Origin of the sequence: Streptomyces sp. CA-294286 (assembly GCF_050947155.1) — a bacterium.
Taxonomy (GTDB): domain Bacteria; phylum Actinomycetota; class Actinomycetes; order Streptomycetales; family Streptomycetaceae; genus Streptomyces.
Genome location: NZ_CP192005.1, coordinates 762,482 through 776,603, shown reverse-complemented (window position 1 = coordinate 776,603; position 14,122 = coordinate 762,482). Strand labels below are relative to the sequence as shown.

Sequence of the window (14,122 nt, the reverse complement as noted above, 5' to 3'; positions counted from 1 at the left end):
CGGGCTAGAAGGCGAACAGTGAGATGACGGCGATGTTGCAGACCAGCAGCGCACCCGCCGTCGGGATCTGGGCCTTGATCGGTCCGTACTGGTCCTTCAGCTCCAGCAGTGCCGCCGGAACCAGGTTGAAGTTGGCCGCCATCGGTGTGCACAGCGTGCCGCAGAAGCCCGACAGCATGCCGACCGCGAGGACCACGGCGGGGTCGCCGCCGCCCGACTGGATGAGGACCGGCCAGCCGATGGCGGCCGTCATCACCGGGAACGCGGCGAAGGCGTTGCCCATGATGACCGTGAAGAGGGCCATGCCCAGGCAGTAGACGAGGACCGAGACGTAGATCATTCCGCTCGGCAGCACGGCCTCGGTGATCTTGCCGACCTGTGCGCCGACCCCCGTCTCCTGGAAGATCGAGCCCAGCACGGCGAGCAACTGCGGCAGCAGCATCGCCCAGCCCATGGCCTCCAGCATGTGGCGGCCCGCATGGACGGGGAGGCTGATCCGCTTCTCGCGCAGCAGGAACATTCCGACGCCGAGTGCGGCCAGCGCGCCGATGCCGAGCCCCAGGATGGTCTCGCTGCCCTGCTGGAAGACCGGTTGCCCACCGATGTGGATCTTCTTCAGCAGTGTGGCGCACAGCATCGCCACGACCGGAATCGTCAGCGCCGGAATGAAGAGTCTGCTGCCGAAGCGGACGGCGGAGGCCGTGCGCTGTTCCGGGGTGGTGGTGCTGACCTTGCCGCGTCCGGTGAAGCCGCAGCCCGCCAGCAGGATCATGACCAGGACGAGGACGCCCAGGGGTTCGGCGGGCAGCGACTCGTCGACCACCCCGGTGCTGTAGACGAAACCGACGCCGAGCAGGCCCCAGAAGGCGGCCGTGCCGAAGCGTTTCGGGTTCGTACGGTCCACGAACATCTGCGCCGCCATCACCAGGAAGACGGCGCCGATGAGCCAGTAGAACCACTCTGCCTTGATCACTTGGCCGTCTCCTGTTCGGCGGCGGCGGCATCGGCGGCGGGGCCGGCCTTGAGCTCGCGGGCCATCTGGCGGTCGAGACGTAGCAGGCGTGCGCCGTGGATGAAGAAGGCGCAGACGGCGGTGGGGATCGCCCACAGGGCCAGGTGCAGCGGTTCGAGGTGCTGGTTGTACGTGGTGTTCACGAAGCCCGTGATGAGCAGGATCGAGCCGATCGCGAGGAAGCAGTCCTCGCCGAAGAACAGACCCACGGTGTCGGCGCCCGAGGAGTGCGAACGCACCTTCTCGCGCCACTTCTCCGGCAGCGTCCCGTACTTCTTCTCGGCCGCCGCCTCCGCCATCGGGGCGACGAGCGGACGCACGGTCTGCGCCGGGCCGCCGAGGCTGACGAGGCCGAGCGCGGCGGTGAGCTGGCGCAGGCCGAGATACAGGGTGAGGAAGCGGCCCGTGGTGAGCTTGGTGAAGCGGGAGATGAGGCGGCGGGCCTGTTCCTGGAGTCCGTAACGCTCCAGGAGGCCGATCACCGGCAGCGTGATCACGAAGATCGTCACGGACCTGCTGGAGGCGAAGCCCTCACCGAACGAGGCGAGCACCTCGCGCGGCGACAGGCCGCCGAGCAGGCCGGTGGCTATGCCGGCGACGCCGACCACCAGCAGGGGATTGCGTCGGGTGGCGAAACCTGCGATCACCACGACGACGCCGAGAAGGACGATCACGAGTCGCCCGCCTTCCAGTCAGTCGGTCTGGGTCCGTCTGCGGTCCCTCGGTAGCTCCGGCGGGGTACGGACTGCCGGACGCCGAGTGCCGAACAACGGACTAGCGGATTCCGGTGACAGTAAGGTATTGCTCAACAATCACACAATGCTTTCCGGAGTACGGTCTTCCGGCGGACGCGATACTGCTGACCATGGAGTGCGCCGAGGACGTGGAACGGCGAACGAGCGAGGAGGAACCGTGAAGCTCAGCGAAGCCGCCGGTGCGCAACCCGGCACCGGCACCGCCCAGCGCGTCGCCGCGTCCCTGCGCGACCGCATTGCCGAGGGCGGCCTGAAGCCCGGCGAGCAGTTGCCCGAGGCGTCGCTCGCCGAGGCGTACGGCGTCTCGCGCAACACCGTGCGCGAGGCATTCCGGCTGCTGGTGCACGAGCGGCTGGTGGTGCACGAGTTCAACCGGGGCGTGTTCGTACGGACCCCGGGCCCGGCCGACATCGTGGACATCTACGCGGTGCGGTGTGCCCTGGAGACGGCAGGCGTACGGGCGGCGGGCCAGGCATCGCGGCCACTCCTCGCCGAGGTGCTGCGGGCGGTGGAGGAGGGAGAGAAGGCCGCCACGAGCGGTGACTGGCCGCACGTCGCCGACGCGGGCATCCGTTTCCACCGCGCGCTCGCCGCCCTGGCCGGCAGCCCGCGCACCGACTCCTACATGAGCGCGATCCTCGCCGAACTCCGCCTGGTGTTCCAGGAGATGCCCTCCCCGGCCCACCTCCACGAACCCTTCGTGGGACGCAACCGGACCATCGTCGAGTTGATACAGAGAGCACAACTCAAGAACGCAGAGGCGGAGTTGGCGAGCTATCTCGCCGACTCGCGGCAACTGATCCTCGACACACTCGACGCCCAGGCCAAGGAGCGAGCATGACCGGCACAGCGGAAGGACCGGCCGAGCCGGAGCCGGTCGGCGCGATCGACCTCAACGCCGATCTCGGTGAAGGCTTCGGCCGCTGGACCCTCACCGACGACGAAGCCCTGCTCTCCGTCGTCACCAGCGCCAACGTCGCCTGCGGTTTCCACGCGGGCGACCCCGTGACGATGCGCCGGGTGTGCGAGCTGGCCGCCGAGCGGGGGGTGCGGATCGGCGCGCAGGTGTCGTACCGCGACCTGGCGGGCTTCGGGCGGCGCGCGATGGACGTCCCGCCGGACGAACTCGCGGCCGAAGTCGCCTATCAAATCGGCGCGTTGCAGGTCTTCGCCCGTGCGGCGGGATCCCGTGTCGCCTACGTGAAGCCCCACGGCGCGCTCTACAACCGCACCGTCGCCGACGCGGAGCAGGCCGCCGCCGTCGTCGCTGGGGTGCGGATGGCGGGCGGCGACCTCCCCGTCCTCGGCCTCCCCGGCTCGGAACTCCTCGCGGAGGCCGGGAGGCAGCAACTCAGGTCGGTGGGCGAGGCGTTCGCCGACCGCGCCTACACCGCGCACGGCACCCTGGTGCCCCGCCGCGAGCCAGGCGCGGTGATCCACGACCCGGATGCGGTGGTCGCCCATTCGGTCGCGATGGTCACGCGGGGGGCGGTCACCGCGCTGACCGGGGAGAGCGTCCCGGTTGTGGCGCGCTCGCTCTGCCTGCACGGCGACACCCCGGGCGCGGCGCGACTCGCCGGCCGCGTACGGGACGAACTGCTGCGCGCGGGAGCCAGGCTGGAGGCGTTCGCGTGACCGAGCATGGAGCTTCGGCTTCGGCGTCGAGGCGCTCTGCCCGAGTCCGCCGACGGGGCGCGTCGGCACCCGCCGCGCGCGGAAGGGTCTCACCGCCGCGTGCAGGCAGTCCGGAGGCGGTCCTTCGGGTCGCAGGAGCCCCCGGCCTGCCGGAAGCGGCCATGCCGCCCTCTGACGGCAAGCAGCGGGAGGCTCTCGCATGAGCACCGGCGGTACGCACACCACCGATACCTCGTCCGCTCCCCTGCACGTCCGCCCCATGGGCCCCGGTGCCCTGCTCGTCGAGCTGGCCGGTCTCGCCGAGGCGCAGGCATTTCACGCGGAGCTGCTGCGGCGACGCGCCGCCGGCGTGCTGCCCGAGGTCCGCGACATCGTCCCGGCCGCCAGGACCGTGCTGCTCGACGGACTCGCCGACCCGCAGGCCCTCGCCGCCGAAATCCGCACCTGGCACATCCCGCCACTCACCGCGGACGAGGGCCCGCTGATCGAGATCCCGGTCCGCTACGACGGCCCCGATCTCGCCGAGGTGGCCGACCGCTGGGGCATGTCGCCCGACCGGGTCCCGGAAACTCTCGGTGCACTCGAACTCCGCGTCGCCTTCTGCGGGTTCGCACCCGGGTTCGGCTACCTCAGCGGACTGCCCGGTGCCCTCCACCTGCCGCGCCGGGCCACCCCGCGTACCGCCGTCCCCGCAGGGTCGGTCGCCCTCGCCGGGGAGTACGCGGGGGTCTACCCCCGCTCGTCCCCCGGCGGCTGGCAGCTCGTCGGCACCACCGACGTCGTCCTGTGGGATCCGCGCCGGGAACCAGCGGCCCTGCTCGCCCCCGGCACCCGGGTCCGCTTCACCGAGGAGGCCGGCCGTTGAGCACCGAGGACACCGCCGAAACTCCGGAAACTCTCGCGGTCCTGGAAGTCGTACGCCCGGGAGCCCTCACCACCGTGCAGGACGCGGGCCGCCCCGGCCACGCCCACCTGGGCGTTCCCCGTTCCGGAGCGCTCGACCCGCCCGCCCACCGGCTGGCCAACCGGCTCGTGGGCAACCCTGCGGAGGCCGCCGTCCTGGAGACGACCCTGGACGGCGTGACGGTCCGGGTCCGTGCCCGTACGCCGGTGACCGTCGCCGTGACCGGCGCGCCGGCACCCGTGCGGGTCGACGGCCGCCCCGCCCCCTGGGGCGCCCCGGTGCGGGTCGCCGACGGTGCGCTCCTCGACATCGGCCGACCAACGGCAGGAATTCGTACGTACGTTGCTTTCGCGGGCGGGGTGTGTGCCGAGCCCGTTCTGGGCAGCCGCTCCACCGATCTGCTCTCCGGCCTCGGACCCGCCCCCCTCGCCGCCGGGGCTGTGCTCCCTCTCGGTCCTCCGCACGCCGTACCGCCCGCGCCGGACTCGGTGCCCTGGCAGGCTCCGCCCGCCGAACTGGTCCTTCCGCTGTTCCTCGGCCCTCGCCACGACTGGTTCACCGGCGACGCGCTGCGCACTCTCGCCGGTGCCGGCTACCGCGTCTCCCCGTCCGCCAACCGCATCGGCCTGCGCACGGAAGGTCCCGCCCTCACGCGGTCCCGCCACGGCGAGCTGCCCAGCGAGGGGATGGTGTCGGGGGCCGTCCAGGTGCCCCCGGACGGCCTGCCCGTCGTCTTCCTCGCCGACCACCCCGTGACCGGCGGCTACCCGGTGATCGGCGTGGTGCCCGAGGACCACCTCCCGTCGGCGGCCCAGGCCGTGCCGGGCACGCCGATCCGGTTCGACGTACGGGGGCCGGCCCGGTACTAGCCGACGGGGGACGGACGGCCCTCACGGGGCCGGGTTTCTCCCCGCCGCCGAACTCGTCGACCCCGCTGGGGCACGCGCGGAGCTGCGCAGGCGTCACCCGCAAGGGCCCTCTTTGTCGCTCAGGAGCGCCTCTTTGCCGAAACGCCCTCTGCGCGAGCCGCCTTGTGGTGACATGTGGTTCCGAAGCCCGCAACGTGTGGGTTTCGTGAATGGGGGTTTGAATGTTTCGTGGGAACGGCATACGGGCGGCTGTGCCGGTCGCGGCAGGAGTGGCCGGGCTGCTCGTGTGTGCGGTGGCTCCGGCCCAGGCGGCACCGAGGCACCAGGGGGGCGTCCACTTCGGGTGGATCCAGTACAACGGGCCGGGCGCGGACAACGGCTCGCTTGCCAGCCGCAACTCGGAGTACGTCCAGATTCACAACGGGACCCGGTACGCGGTCCAGCTCAAGGGCTACAAAGTACGCGACAGGGCCGGTTGGACGTACACCTTCCGCGCCCTCTCGCTCGGCGCGGGCAAGACGGTGACCCTGCGGACGGGCAGCGGACGCAACACGGCCGCCAACGTGCACTGGGACCACCGCTACAAGGGCCGCGCCGCGTACGTCTGGAACAACAGCGGCACGGAGACCGCCACCTTGCTGAACGCGTCGGGCAGGAGCGTGGACTCGTGCACCTGGAAGGGCAAGGGACAACGCACCAAGGCAGAGAACGTCAACTGCCACTGACACGAACACCGCTGAGGCGGCGCCACTGCCCCGTCGGTCCTTGAGTCGACTGTCACTGCGGTGACAGCCCCGCCCCCGTGAATCGGTCGACCCGGTACGGGGGCGGGGTGCGTTCCGAGGTCCGTCGTCCGTGACATGACTGCTCGTCAGCGTCGTCCGAAGCGTCGCGCCAGCCTCCCCAGGGTGCCGCCCGACGGACGGTGCCAGGCGCGGAAGTCCGAGGCGTGGCTGCCGCCGGCACGGTTCAAATGCTCCTCGGCCGCCGCGATCTCACGGCTCGTCATGTGCTGGAGCGCCGGACGCAGCACGTCCTCCAGCAGCGCGGCACGGGTGTCGTCCCACAGCGGGCTCGCGCCGACGTGCGAGGTCCAGGCGACGAAACAGTCGGCGGCGTACGACGGGGCGGTGCGCAGCCGCTCCAGTTGGGGAGCGCTGCGGGCGGTGGCCGCATACGCGCCCAGGAGGTCGGGGTCGGCCGAGCGGGCCAGGGCGGAAAGCTCGCCGGGGGGCCGCTGCTCGGCGAGCAGGTCGCGCGCCAGCAGGGTGAACACCCGTGTGAGGACCGGCGGTTCGACCGGGTGGGCCGCGGAACGCAGGGTGAGCGCAGTGGCCACCGGGCCCGCTCCGGCCCGCCCCTCGGCCAGCGACTCGGCGAAGACCAGCAGACGCAGCGCGCCCAGCTCACGGGCGTCGATCTCGTGCGGGAAACAGCGGATCAGGTCGGCGGCCAGCGGTGTGACGTCCGGGTCGTCGGGGGGACCTTCGAGAGCGGCCCGGATCAGTTCCTGGTAGGTGCCCGCCGTGCGGTGCGCGTCCGAGCCCGTCTCGCCGAGGATCCAGCGGGCCTCCTGGGGGGTGGGGAGAAGGTCGCCGGGCCAGACGAGCCGGAAACCGGTGCGCAGGACGAGCGGCTCGACCATCGGGGAGACCCCCGCGGCGCGCAGCACCGTGTGCAGGGTCGACTCGCGGTCCTCCGTGGCCGTCCGTGACGTGCCGGGCTCCGGGTACGCGGCGCACATGCGCAGGTGCGGCAGGCCCTCCGGCACGCCCGGCACCAGGTCCGCTGTGTGCAGCAGACGCACCAGCGAGAACGGATTGTCCGGGGCCAACTCGTCCAGGTGGACGAGCAGCTGGGCGTGCAGCGAACTGTGCTGGGCGAGCGCCTCGCGCACGGCGGCGCCGCGGGCCCGGTCCGGATCGGCGAGGAGTTCGTGGGCGAGCCTGCGGGCCAGCTCGGGGACGGCGGCCGGGTCGTCGTCCACCGAGGCGAGCAGGGCGGTGAGCGGAGCCAGCGTCTCGGCCGCCACCTTGCCGTCGATGCGCGCCGCGAGGCGGTCCAGCGCGGCCAGTTCGCCGTCCGGGCGCGAGCCGGGAACCGGGGCGCAGAGCGCGCCGAGCAGGGCGGGCCAGTCGCCCGCGTCCAGCCCGTCGGCGTGCTCCCACGCCCAGGCGGCGGCCGCGGTGCGGCCCCGGGAGTCGAGGGGGACCCCGGCACTGAGGGCCGTCGCGGCGAGCGGCCCCGCCGCGAACTCGCCTTCATGGAAGGAGGGTTGCGCGGCGGCGCGCTTGAAGAGCTCGGGGCGGCCGGCCAGCCAGACCTGGGCGGCCACGACGGCCCAGGCGTCCTCGCAGACGCCGGAGGCCCCGGAGCCGTGCACGCGGAACTCCGCCGCGGGGAACACCACGTCCGGTGAGGTGCCGATGATCTGTTGCAGGGCGTGCTCGGGACGTTCCGCGTAGGTGGTGAAGGTCAGCGCGTGCGCGTGCTCGCGCGGGAGGGCCGCGCCCACCACCGCCACCCAGCGGGCGATGTCCGCCGGTTCCTCCTCGATCAGCACCACCTGTTCCGCCCCGGGATCCTCGCAGAGGCGTCGGACGTCCGCGAGCACGCCCGCCAGACGGGGGCCGCGCCACGTCGCGAAGTCGGCGAGCCCTTCCCGGTCGAAGAACCCCGCCGCCGGGGTCAGGACCTCCAGGGGGGAGGGGGTCGAACCGGAGGCGGGAGCGAGCGGGGCCCAACCTGGCGAGTCCCACGCGGTGACCGGCAGCGCGCCCCCGGGCAGCCGGGTTCCGGCCGGGAGGTGGACGGCGTGGGTGTGGGCGGCACCGGTCTCCGGGTCCGTCGTGGTGCGGCTCAACAGGCGGCTGCCGTCGGAGAGTTGCGTGAGAGAGAAGGCGGAGGCGGGGAAGGCGGCGAGTACTTCCTCGGCCTCGTCGAGCAGTGTGCGCGGGACCTCGGGGCTGACCGCCGTGAACCCGGAGGCCGCGGTGTAGTGAAGCTGGGCCAGGCTCATCGGTGTGTTCGCTCCCTTGGTACGTGGCGCGTGTGGCGTGGTGCGGGGTCGGGCGTCGGACTCGGGACGGCAACCGTAAGGGTGCCGTACACCGCGCCCCGGCCCCTACCCCGCACACCGCAACCCAAGATCACTTCCGCCCGTGACCGGACCCATACCAGCAGATCCCGGGGCCGCCTGCTGCCCTTTGGCGCATATTCATGCCCGGAAGGGGTGACACGACCCGCACGACGGCCCGGCGATGCGCCGCGGACCCGACGGACGCGGCCTCTCGGGGGCGTGACGGCGGTCAACGGCACCCCGCGGGCCGCCGCCGTGCGAGCCGCTTCGGCGCGCCGGGGTCCCCGCTCCGGTGCGGCTCGCGGGGGTCTACCGTGGCCCGATGAAGACCCAGATGATCGTTCTCAACGGTGGTTCCAGCTCCGGGAAGTCCAGCATCGTCCGGTGCCTCCAGGAGGTGCTGCCGGGTTCGTGGCTGTCCCTGGGCGTGGACACCTTCGTGGACGCCCTGCCCGCTTCCCTGCGGGAGGGGGACGCGGGGATCGGGTTCGCGCCGGACGGCACGGTGGCGGTCGGGGCCGAGTTCCGGCGCCTGGAGGAGGCGTGGATCGCGGGTGTCGTCGCGATGGCGCGGGCGGGGGCGCCGGTCGTCGTCGACGAGGTGTTCCTCGGGGGCGGCGCGTCCCAGGCGCGGTGGCTCAAGGCGATCGGCGACGACGTCGAGGTGCTGTGGGTCGGCGTGCGGTGCGCGGCCCCGGTGGCGGCGGCACGCGAGGCGGGCCGTGGGGGCCGTACCGCCGGAATGGCCGCCGGGCAGGCCGAGCCGGTGCACGAGGGCGTGCGGTACGACGTCGAGGTGGACACCGCGCACAGCGGGGCGATGGAGTGCGCGCGGCTGATCGCGAGCCGGACGGAGTGATCGCGCCGGACGGAGTGATCGCGGGGGTGTCGCGTCGGACGGGCGAGGGGGCCGCGGGGCCGAGGCCGCGCGTTCCCCGGGGGAGAAGGGGCCCGTGCTGTGCGGGCCCCTCTGTGTGCCCGTATGCGTCCTACTGCAGGCAGCTCGGTCCCAGCAGTACCTTCAGGTCCCCGTAGAGGGCCGGGTCCGCCTTGACCCGGTGGCGGTCCAGGCGCAGGACCGTCGTTTTGCGCGGCCCCTGGAGCTTGATGCGGACCTCCGTGTCGCCCCGGTGGTGGGAGAGGATCTCGCCCAGCTTGCCGACCATGGGCGGGGTGACCTTCACGGTGGGGATGGTGAGGACGACCGGGGCGTCGCGTCCCGCGTCGGAGATGTCCGGGACCTGGAGTTCCATCGCGACCAGGCGGGGGACGTCCTCGCGCTTGTCGAGGCGCCCCTTGACGAACACCACGGTGTCCTCGGTGAGTTGCGTCGAGATGAGCTGATAGGTGGCGGGGAAGAACATGCACTCGATGGAGCCCGCCAGGTCCTCCACCGTCGCGATGGCCCAGGCGTTGCCCTGCTTGGTCATCTTGCGTTGCAGGCCGGTGATCAGGCCGCCGATGGTGGTGACGGCGCCGTCCGAGAAGTCGCCGCTGGTGAGCTGGGCGATGGCCGCGTCGGCCTTGTCGGACAGGACGTGCTCCAGGCCGAAGAGGGGGTGGTCGGACACGTACAGGCCGAGCATCTCGCGTTCCTGGGCGAGCAGGAACGACTTGTCCCACTCGACGTCGCCGATCGGGGTGTCCAGGCCGAAGCCGGGGGAGTCGTCGGGACCGTCCGTGCCGAGGTCGCCGAAGAGGTCGAACTGGCCCTCGGCCTCCTTCCGCTTCACCTGGACGACCGCGTCCACCATGTTCTCGAACACGCCGGACAGCCCCTTGCGGGTGTGACCCATGGCGTCGAAGGCGCCCGCCTTGATCAGGGATTCGGTGGTGCGTTTGTTGCAGACGACCGACTCGACCTTGTCGAGGTAGTCGGGGAAGGAGGAGTACTTCCCCTTGGCCTTGCGGCAGTTGACGATCGAGTCGACGACGTTCTGGCCGACGTTGCGGACGGCGGTGAGGCCGAAGACGATGACGTCGTCTCCCTGCGGGGTGAAGTTGCCGGCCGACTCGTTGACGTCCGGCGGCAGCACCTTGATGCCCATGCGGCGGCACTCGTTGAGGTACAGCGCCATCTTGTCCTTGTCGTCCTTGACGGACGTGAGGAGGCCGGCCATGTACTCGGCGGGGTAGTTGGCCTTCAGGTAGGCGGTCCAGTACGACACCAGGCCGTACGCCGCCGAGTGCGCCTTGTTGAACGCGTAGCCCGCGAAGGGCACCAGGACGTCCCACACCGCCTGGATCGCCTCGTCGGAGTAGCCGCGCTCCCGGCAGCCCTTCTGGAAGGGGACGAACTCCTTGTCGAGGACTTCCTTCTTCTTCTTGCCCATCGCCCGGCGGAGCAGGTCCGCCTGGCCGAGCGAGTAGCCGGCGAGGACCTGCGCCGCCTTCTGCACCTGCTCCTGGTAGACCACCAGCCCGTAGGTGATGCCGAGCACTTCGGAGAGCGGCTCCTCCAACTCCGGGTGGATGGGCGTGATCTCCTGCTGCTTGTTCTTGCGCAGGGCGTAGTTCGTGTGGGAGTTCATACCCATCGGGCCGGGCCGGTACAGGGCGGACACGGCGGAGATGTCCTCGAAGTTGTCGGGCTTCATCAGACGCAGGAGGGACCGCATGGGCCCGCCGTCGAACTGGAAGACGCCCAAGGTGTCGCCGCGCGCGAGGAGTTCGTACGTGGGACCGTCGTCCAGGGGCAGGGAGAGCAGTTCCAGGTCGATGCCCTTGTTCGCCTTGATGGCCTTCTGGGCGTCCTGCATGATCGTGAGGTTGCGCAGGCCCAGGAAGTCCATCTTCAGCAGGCCGAGCGACTCGCAGCTCGGGTAGTCCCACTGGGTGACGACGACGCCGTCGTTCTTCGGCGAGAACACCGGGGCGTGGTCGATGACCGGTTCGCTGGACATGATGACGCCGGCCGCGTGCACGCCCATCTGGCGGACCAGGCCCTCGATGCCGCGCGCGGTGTCGATGACCTTCTTGACGTCGGGCTCGTTCTCGTACATCCCCCGCACCTCGCCCGCCTCGCTGTAACGGGGGTGCTTGGGGTCGGTGATGCCGTTGAGGTCGATGCCCTTGCCCATGACGTCGGCGGGCATCGCCTTGGTGATGCGGTCGCCCATCGCGTACGGGTAGCCCAGGACGCGGGCGGAGTCCTTGATCGCGTTCTTGGCCTTGATGGTGCCGTAGGTACCGATCATGGCGACCTTGTCGGCTCCGTACTTCTCGGTGACGTACCGGATCACCTCGCCGCGCCTGCGCTCGTCGAAGTCGATGTCGACGTCGGGCATCGAGACGCGTTCCGGGTTGAGGAAGCGCTCGAAGATCAGGCCGTGCGGCACGGGGTCGAGGTCGGTGATGCCCATCGCGTACGCCACGATCGAACCGGCCGCCGAGCCACGGCCGGGACCCACCGCGATCCCGTTGTTCTTCGCCCACATGATGAAGTCGGCGACCACGAGGAAGTACCCGGGGAAGCCCATCTCGATGATGATGCCCATCTCGTACTCGGCGAGCTTCTGGCGGTCCTCGGGCACGTGGCCGTTGAAGCGCCGGTTCATGCCGATGCGCACCTCCTCGCGGAACCACGACACCTCGTCGTACCCGGTGGGCACGTCGAACTTCGGCATCAGGTTCTTCGGCTCGAACATGCCCGAGGTGTCGACCCGGTCCGCGATGAGGAGCTGCGTGTTGCGGCAGCCCTCCAGCCACGCGTCGGACGAGTCGATCGCGTACATCTCCGCGGCCGTCTTCAGGTGGTAGCCGGAGCCGTCGAACTTGAAGCGGTCCGTGTCGGAGATGTTCGAGCCGGTCTGGATGCACAGCAGGGTGTCGTGCGCGGCGGCCTCGTGCGCGTACGTGTAGTGCGAGTCGTTGGTGACGACGAACGGCGCGTCGAGCTTCTTCGCGACCTCCAGCAGGCCCGCGCGGGCCCGCCGGTCGATGTCGATGTCGTGGTCCATCAGCTCGACGAAGAAGTTCTCCTTGCCGAAGATGTCCTGGAACTCGCCGGCCGCCTCGACGGCCGCGTCCAGCTGTCCGAGCCGGATCTTCGTGGAGATCTCGCCGGACGGGCAGCCGGTGGTGGCCATCAGGCCCTCCCCGTACTCCTGGAGCAGCTCCCGGTCCATGCGCGGCTTGCGGAAGAAGCCCTCCAGGCTGGCCCGGGACTGGGCGCGGAAGAGGTTGTGCAGACCGGTGTCGTTCCGCGCCCACATCGTCATGTGCGTGTACGCGCCCGCGCCCGCGACGTCGTCGCCCTTCTGGTGCGGAGCGCCCCACTTCACCGGCTTGTTGTGCCGGCGGGACTCCGGGGCGAGATACGCCTCGATGCCGATGATCGGGGTGATGTCCGCCTTCTTCGCCTGGTGGAAGAAGTCGTACGCGCCGTGCAGATTGCCGTGGTCGGTCATGGCGATGTGCGACATGTCCATCTCGCCGCACGCCTTGAACATGTCCTTGAGCCGGGCCGCACCGTCCAGGAGCGAGTACTGGGTGTGAACGTGCAGGTGCGTGAACGGCTGATCGGCCACGGGTACGTGCCTTCCGTCGAGGGGGAGGGGCTGCTGGGCGTACGGCACGGCGAAGCGGCCCGGGGCACAGAGCTGCCCGGGAGGCGTACGAGGTGTCGGAGACCCCCGACCCTACCTCTCCGAGCCTCATGATCAAGGCCGCGCACGGAATTCAGCCGAGCGGTGTTTTTGCAGGTCAGAGCCGTTTTGGTGGTAAGAACCGGAGGTCAGGGCGGTGTGAGAAATCCCCGTCGACGCACCTGCCCGGCGCGCCTAACCTTGGCTCCCGTGTCCCTCGAACTGCACCACCACGCCGTCGTCGCAGACGCTCACAACGACCTCCTCATAGCCGTCACCGCCCGGCCTCCGAAGCGCTGGGCGGCCTTCTTCCGCGAACGCTGGCTGCCGCAGCTGCGGGAGGGCGGGGTCGACCTCCAGGTCCTCCCGGTCTTCATCGGGGACGCCTACCGCCCCGAGGGCGCTCTCCGGCAGACCCTCCGCATGATCGAGTGCGCCCACACGATCGCCGAGGGCAATCAGGACTCCGTACGCCTGTGTCTGGACGGCGACGACATCGACGCCGCGCACGCCGCCGGGAGGATCGCCCTCGTCCTCGCCCTGGAGAGCGCGCCGGGCGTGGACGCGAGCGTGGAGCTGTTCCCGACCCTCTTCCGGCTGGGGGTACGGGTCGCCTCGCTCGCCCACTGGAGCCGGACCCCGCTCGCGGACGGCAGCGGCGAGGACGCCACCGGCAGCCGGCTCACCGGGGCCGGGGTGGAGGCCCTGGAAATCATGGAGAGCCTCGGCATGCTCTACGACGTCTCGCACCTCGGCGCCTCCGGCGTCGCCCACGTCCTGGAACTCGCGACCCGGCCCGTCATGGCCACCCACTCCTCCGCGCGAGCCCTGCGCGACCATCACCGCAACCTCACCGACGACCAGCTGCGCGGCATCGCCGCCACCGGCGGCACCGTCTGCGTGAACTTCTTCCCGGAGTTCGTGGCGAAGGACCCGGCCGAGCAGACGGTGGACCGGCTCGCCGACCACTTCCTGCACGTGCTGGACGTGGTCGGCCCGGACCATGTCGGCATCGGCGCCGACTTCATCGAGGAGGTCGACCACGACACGCTGCCGCGCTGCTGCGAGGAGGAGATCCCCGAGGGCTTCCGGCTCTCGCTGCCGGGGCTGTCCGGGCCGCGCGGTCTGCCGCTGGTGACGGAGGCGCTGCTGACGCGGGGCGTGCCGGAGGACGTCGTGCGCAAGGTGCTCGGCGGCAACGTGCTGGAGCTGTTCCGCAAGGAGCTGGGCCGGGCGAAGTGACGCGTCGGGGCCCCTCCTCGGGGCCCCGACCGGGGCGACG

At 71.1% G+C, this 14,122-nt stretch carries 11 protein-coding genes; 7 read left to right on the top strand and 4 right to left on the bottom strand.

What is annotated here, in order from left to right:
• Positions 1-4 precede the first annotated feature (4 nt).
• Together ACQPZG_RS08220 and ACQPZG_RS08215 are read right to left on the bottom strand one after the other, a co-directional pair.
• Positions 5-973: a DUF979 domain-containing protein gene (locus tag ACQPZG_RS08220; RefSeq protein ID WP_433545175.1), complete on the bottom strand. Its 969-nt coding sequence runs from the start codon at positions 971-973 to the stop codon at positions 5-7.
• Positions 970-1,686: a DUF969 domain-containing protein gene (locus ACQPZG_RS08215; protein ID WP_433545174.1), complete on the bottom strand. Its 717-nt coding sequence runs from the start codon at positions 1,684-1,686 to the stop codon at positions 970-972. The genes ACQPZG_RS08220 and ACQPZG_RS08215 overlap by 4 nt, the downstream gene beginning before the upstream one ends.
• A gap of 238 nt (positions 1,687-1,924) precedes the next feature.
• Between ACQPZG_RS08215 and ACQPZG_RS08210 the strand changes: the two genes are divergently transcribed.
• The 5 genes from ACQPZG_RS08210 (at position 1,925) to ACQPZG_RS08190 (ending at position 5,900) form a co-directional block, all read left to right on the top strand.
• Positions 1,925-2,608 carry a GntR family transcriptional regulator gene (locus ACQPZG_RS08210; RefSeq protein ID WP_433545173.1) on the top strand — a complete coding sequence of 228 codons (684 nt, stop codon included), beginning with the start codon at positions 1,925-1,927 and terminating at the stop codon, positions 2,606-2,608.
• The gene (locus tag ACQPZG_RS08205; RefSeq protein ID WP_433545172.1) at positions 2,605-3,402 is read left to right on the top strand and encodes a LamB/YcsF family protein; all 798 of its coding nucleotides are present in this window, start codon (positions 2,605-2,607) and stop codon (positions 3,400-3,402) included. The genes ACQPZG_RS08210 and ACQPZG_RS08205 overlap by 4 nt, the downstream gene beginning before the upstream one ends.
• Positions 3,403-3,601: 199 nt before the next feature.
• On the top strand, positions 3,602-4,267 hold the full coding sequence (locus tag ACQPZG_RS08200; protein ID WP_433545171.1) for a 5-oxoprolinase subunit B family protein: 666 nt from the start codon (positions 3,602-3,604) through the stop codon (positions 4,265-4,267).
• Positions 4,264-5,175, top strand: a complete 912-nt coding sequence (locus ACQPZG_RS08195; RefSeq protein ID WP_433545170.1) for a biotin-dependent carboxyltransferase family protein — start codon at positions 4,264-4,266, stop codon at positions 5,173-5,175. Before ACQPZG_RS08200 ends, ACQPZG_RS08195 begins: the two co-directional genes overlap by 4 nt.
• A 221-nt stretch (positions 5,176-5,396) precedes the next feature.
• A complete protein-coding gene (locus ACQPZG_RS08190; protein ID WP_433545169.1) occupies positions 5,397-5,900 on the top strand; it encodes a lamin tail domain-containing protein in 504 nt (167 codons plus the stop codon).
• A 146-nt stretch (positions 5,901-6,046) separates the two neighbouring features.
• Here ACQPZG_RS08190 and ACQPZG_RS08185 read toward each other — a convergent pair whose 3' ends face one another.
• A complete protein-coding gene (locus ACQPZG_RS08185) occupies positions 6,047-8,194 on the bottom strand; it encodes a GTPase-associated protein 1-related protein (protein WP_433545168.1) in 2,148 nt (715 codons plus the stop codon).
• A 382-nt stretch (positions 8,195-8,576) separates the two neighbouring features.
• Between ACQPZG_RS08185 and cpt the strand changes: the two genes are divergently transcribed.
• Positions 8,577-9,113, top strand: a complete 537-nt coding sequence (gene cpt, locus ACQPZG_RS08180; RefSeq protein ID WP_433545167.1) for a chloramphenicol phosphotransferase CPT — start codon at positions 8,577-8,579, stop codon at positions 9,111-9,113.
• A 130-nt stretch (positions 9,114-9,243) separates the two neighbouring features.
• Here the strand turns inward: cpt and dnaE are convergent, their stop codons facing one another.
• Positions 9,244-12,783: a DNA polymerase III subunit alpha gene (gene dnaE, locus ACQPZG_RS08175; RefSeq protein ID WP_433545166.1), complete on the bottom strand. Its 3,540-nt coding sequence runs from the start codon at positions 12,781-12,783 to the stop codon at positions 9,244-9,246.
• 267 nt (positions 12,784-13,050) lie between these two features.
• Here dnaE and ACQPZG_RS08170 point away from each other — a divergent pair, with 267 nt between their 5' ends.
• A complete protein-coding gene (locus tag ACQPZG_RS08170; RefSeq protein WP_433545165.1) occupies positions 13,051-14,082 on the top strand; it encodes a dipeptidase in 1,032 nt (343 codons plus the stop codon).
• The last annotated feature ends 40 nt before the right edge of the window (positions 14,083-14,122 follow it).

Excerpts from the sequence above, each read along its gene's own strand:
- ACQPZG_RS08205 (WP_433545172.1), top strand. The coding sequence starts at position 2,605 with ATGACCGGCACAGCGGAAGGACCGGCCGAGCCGGAGCCGGTCGGCGCG.
- ACQPZG_RS08200 (WP_433545171.1), top strand. The coding sequence starts at position 3,602 with ATGAGCACCGGCGGTACGCACACCACCGATACCTCGTCCGCTCCCCTG.
- ACQPZG_RS08190 (WP_433545169.1), top strand. The coding sequence starts at position 5,397 with ATGTTTCGTGGGAACGGCATACGGGCGGCTGTGCCGGTCGCGGCAGGA.
- ACQPZG_RS08185 (WP_433545168.1), bottom strand. The coding sequence starts at position 8,194 with ATGAGCCTGGCCCAGCTTCACTACACCGCGGCCTCCGGGTTCACGGCG.
- cpt (WP_433545167.1), top strand. The coding sequence starts at position 8,577 with ATGAAGACCCAGATGATCGTTCTCAACGGTGGTTCCAGCTCCGGGAAG.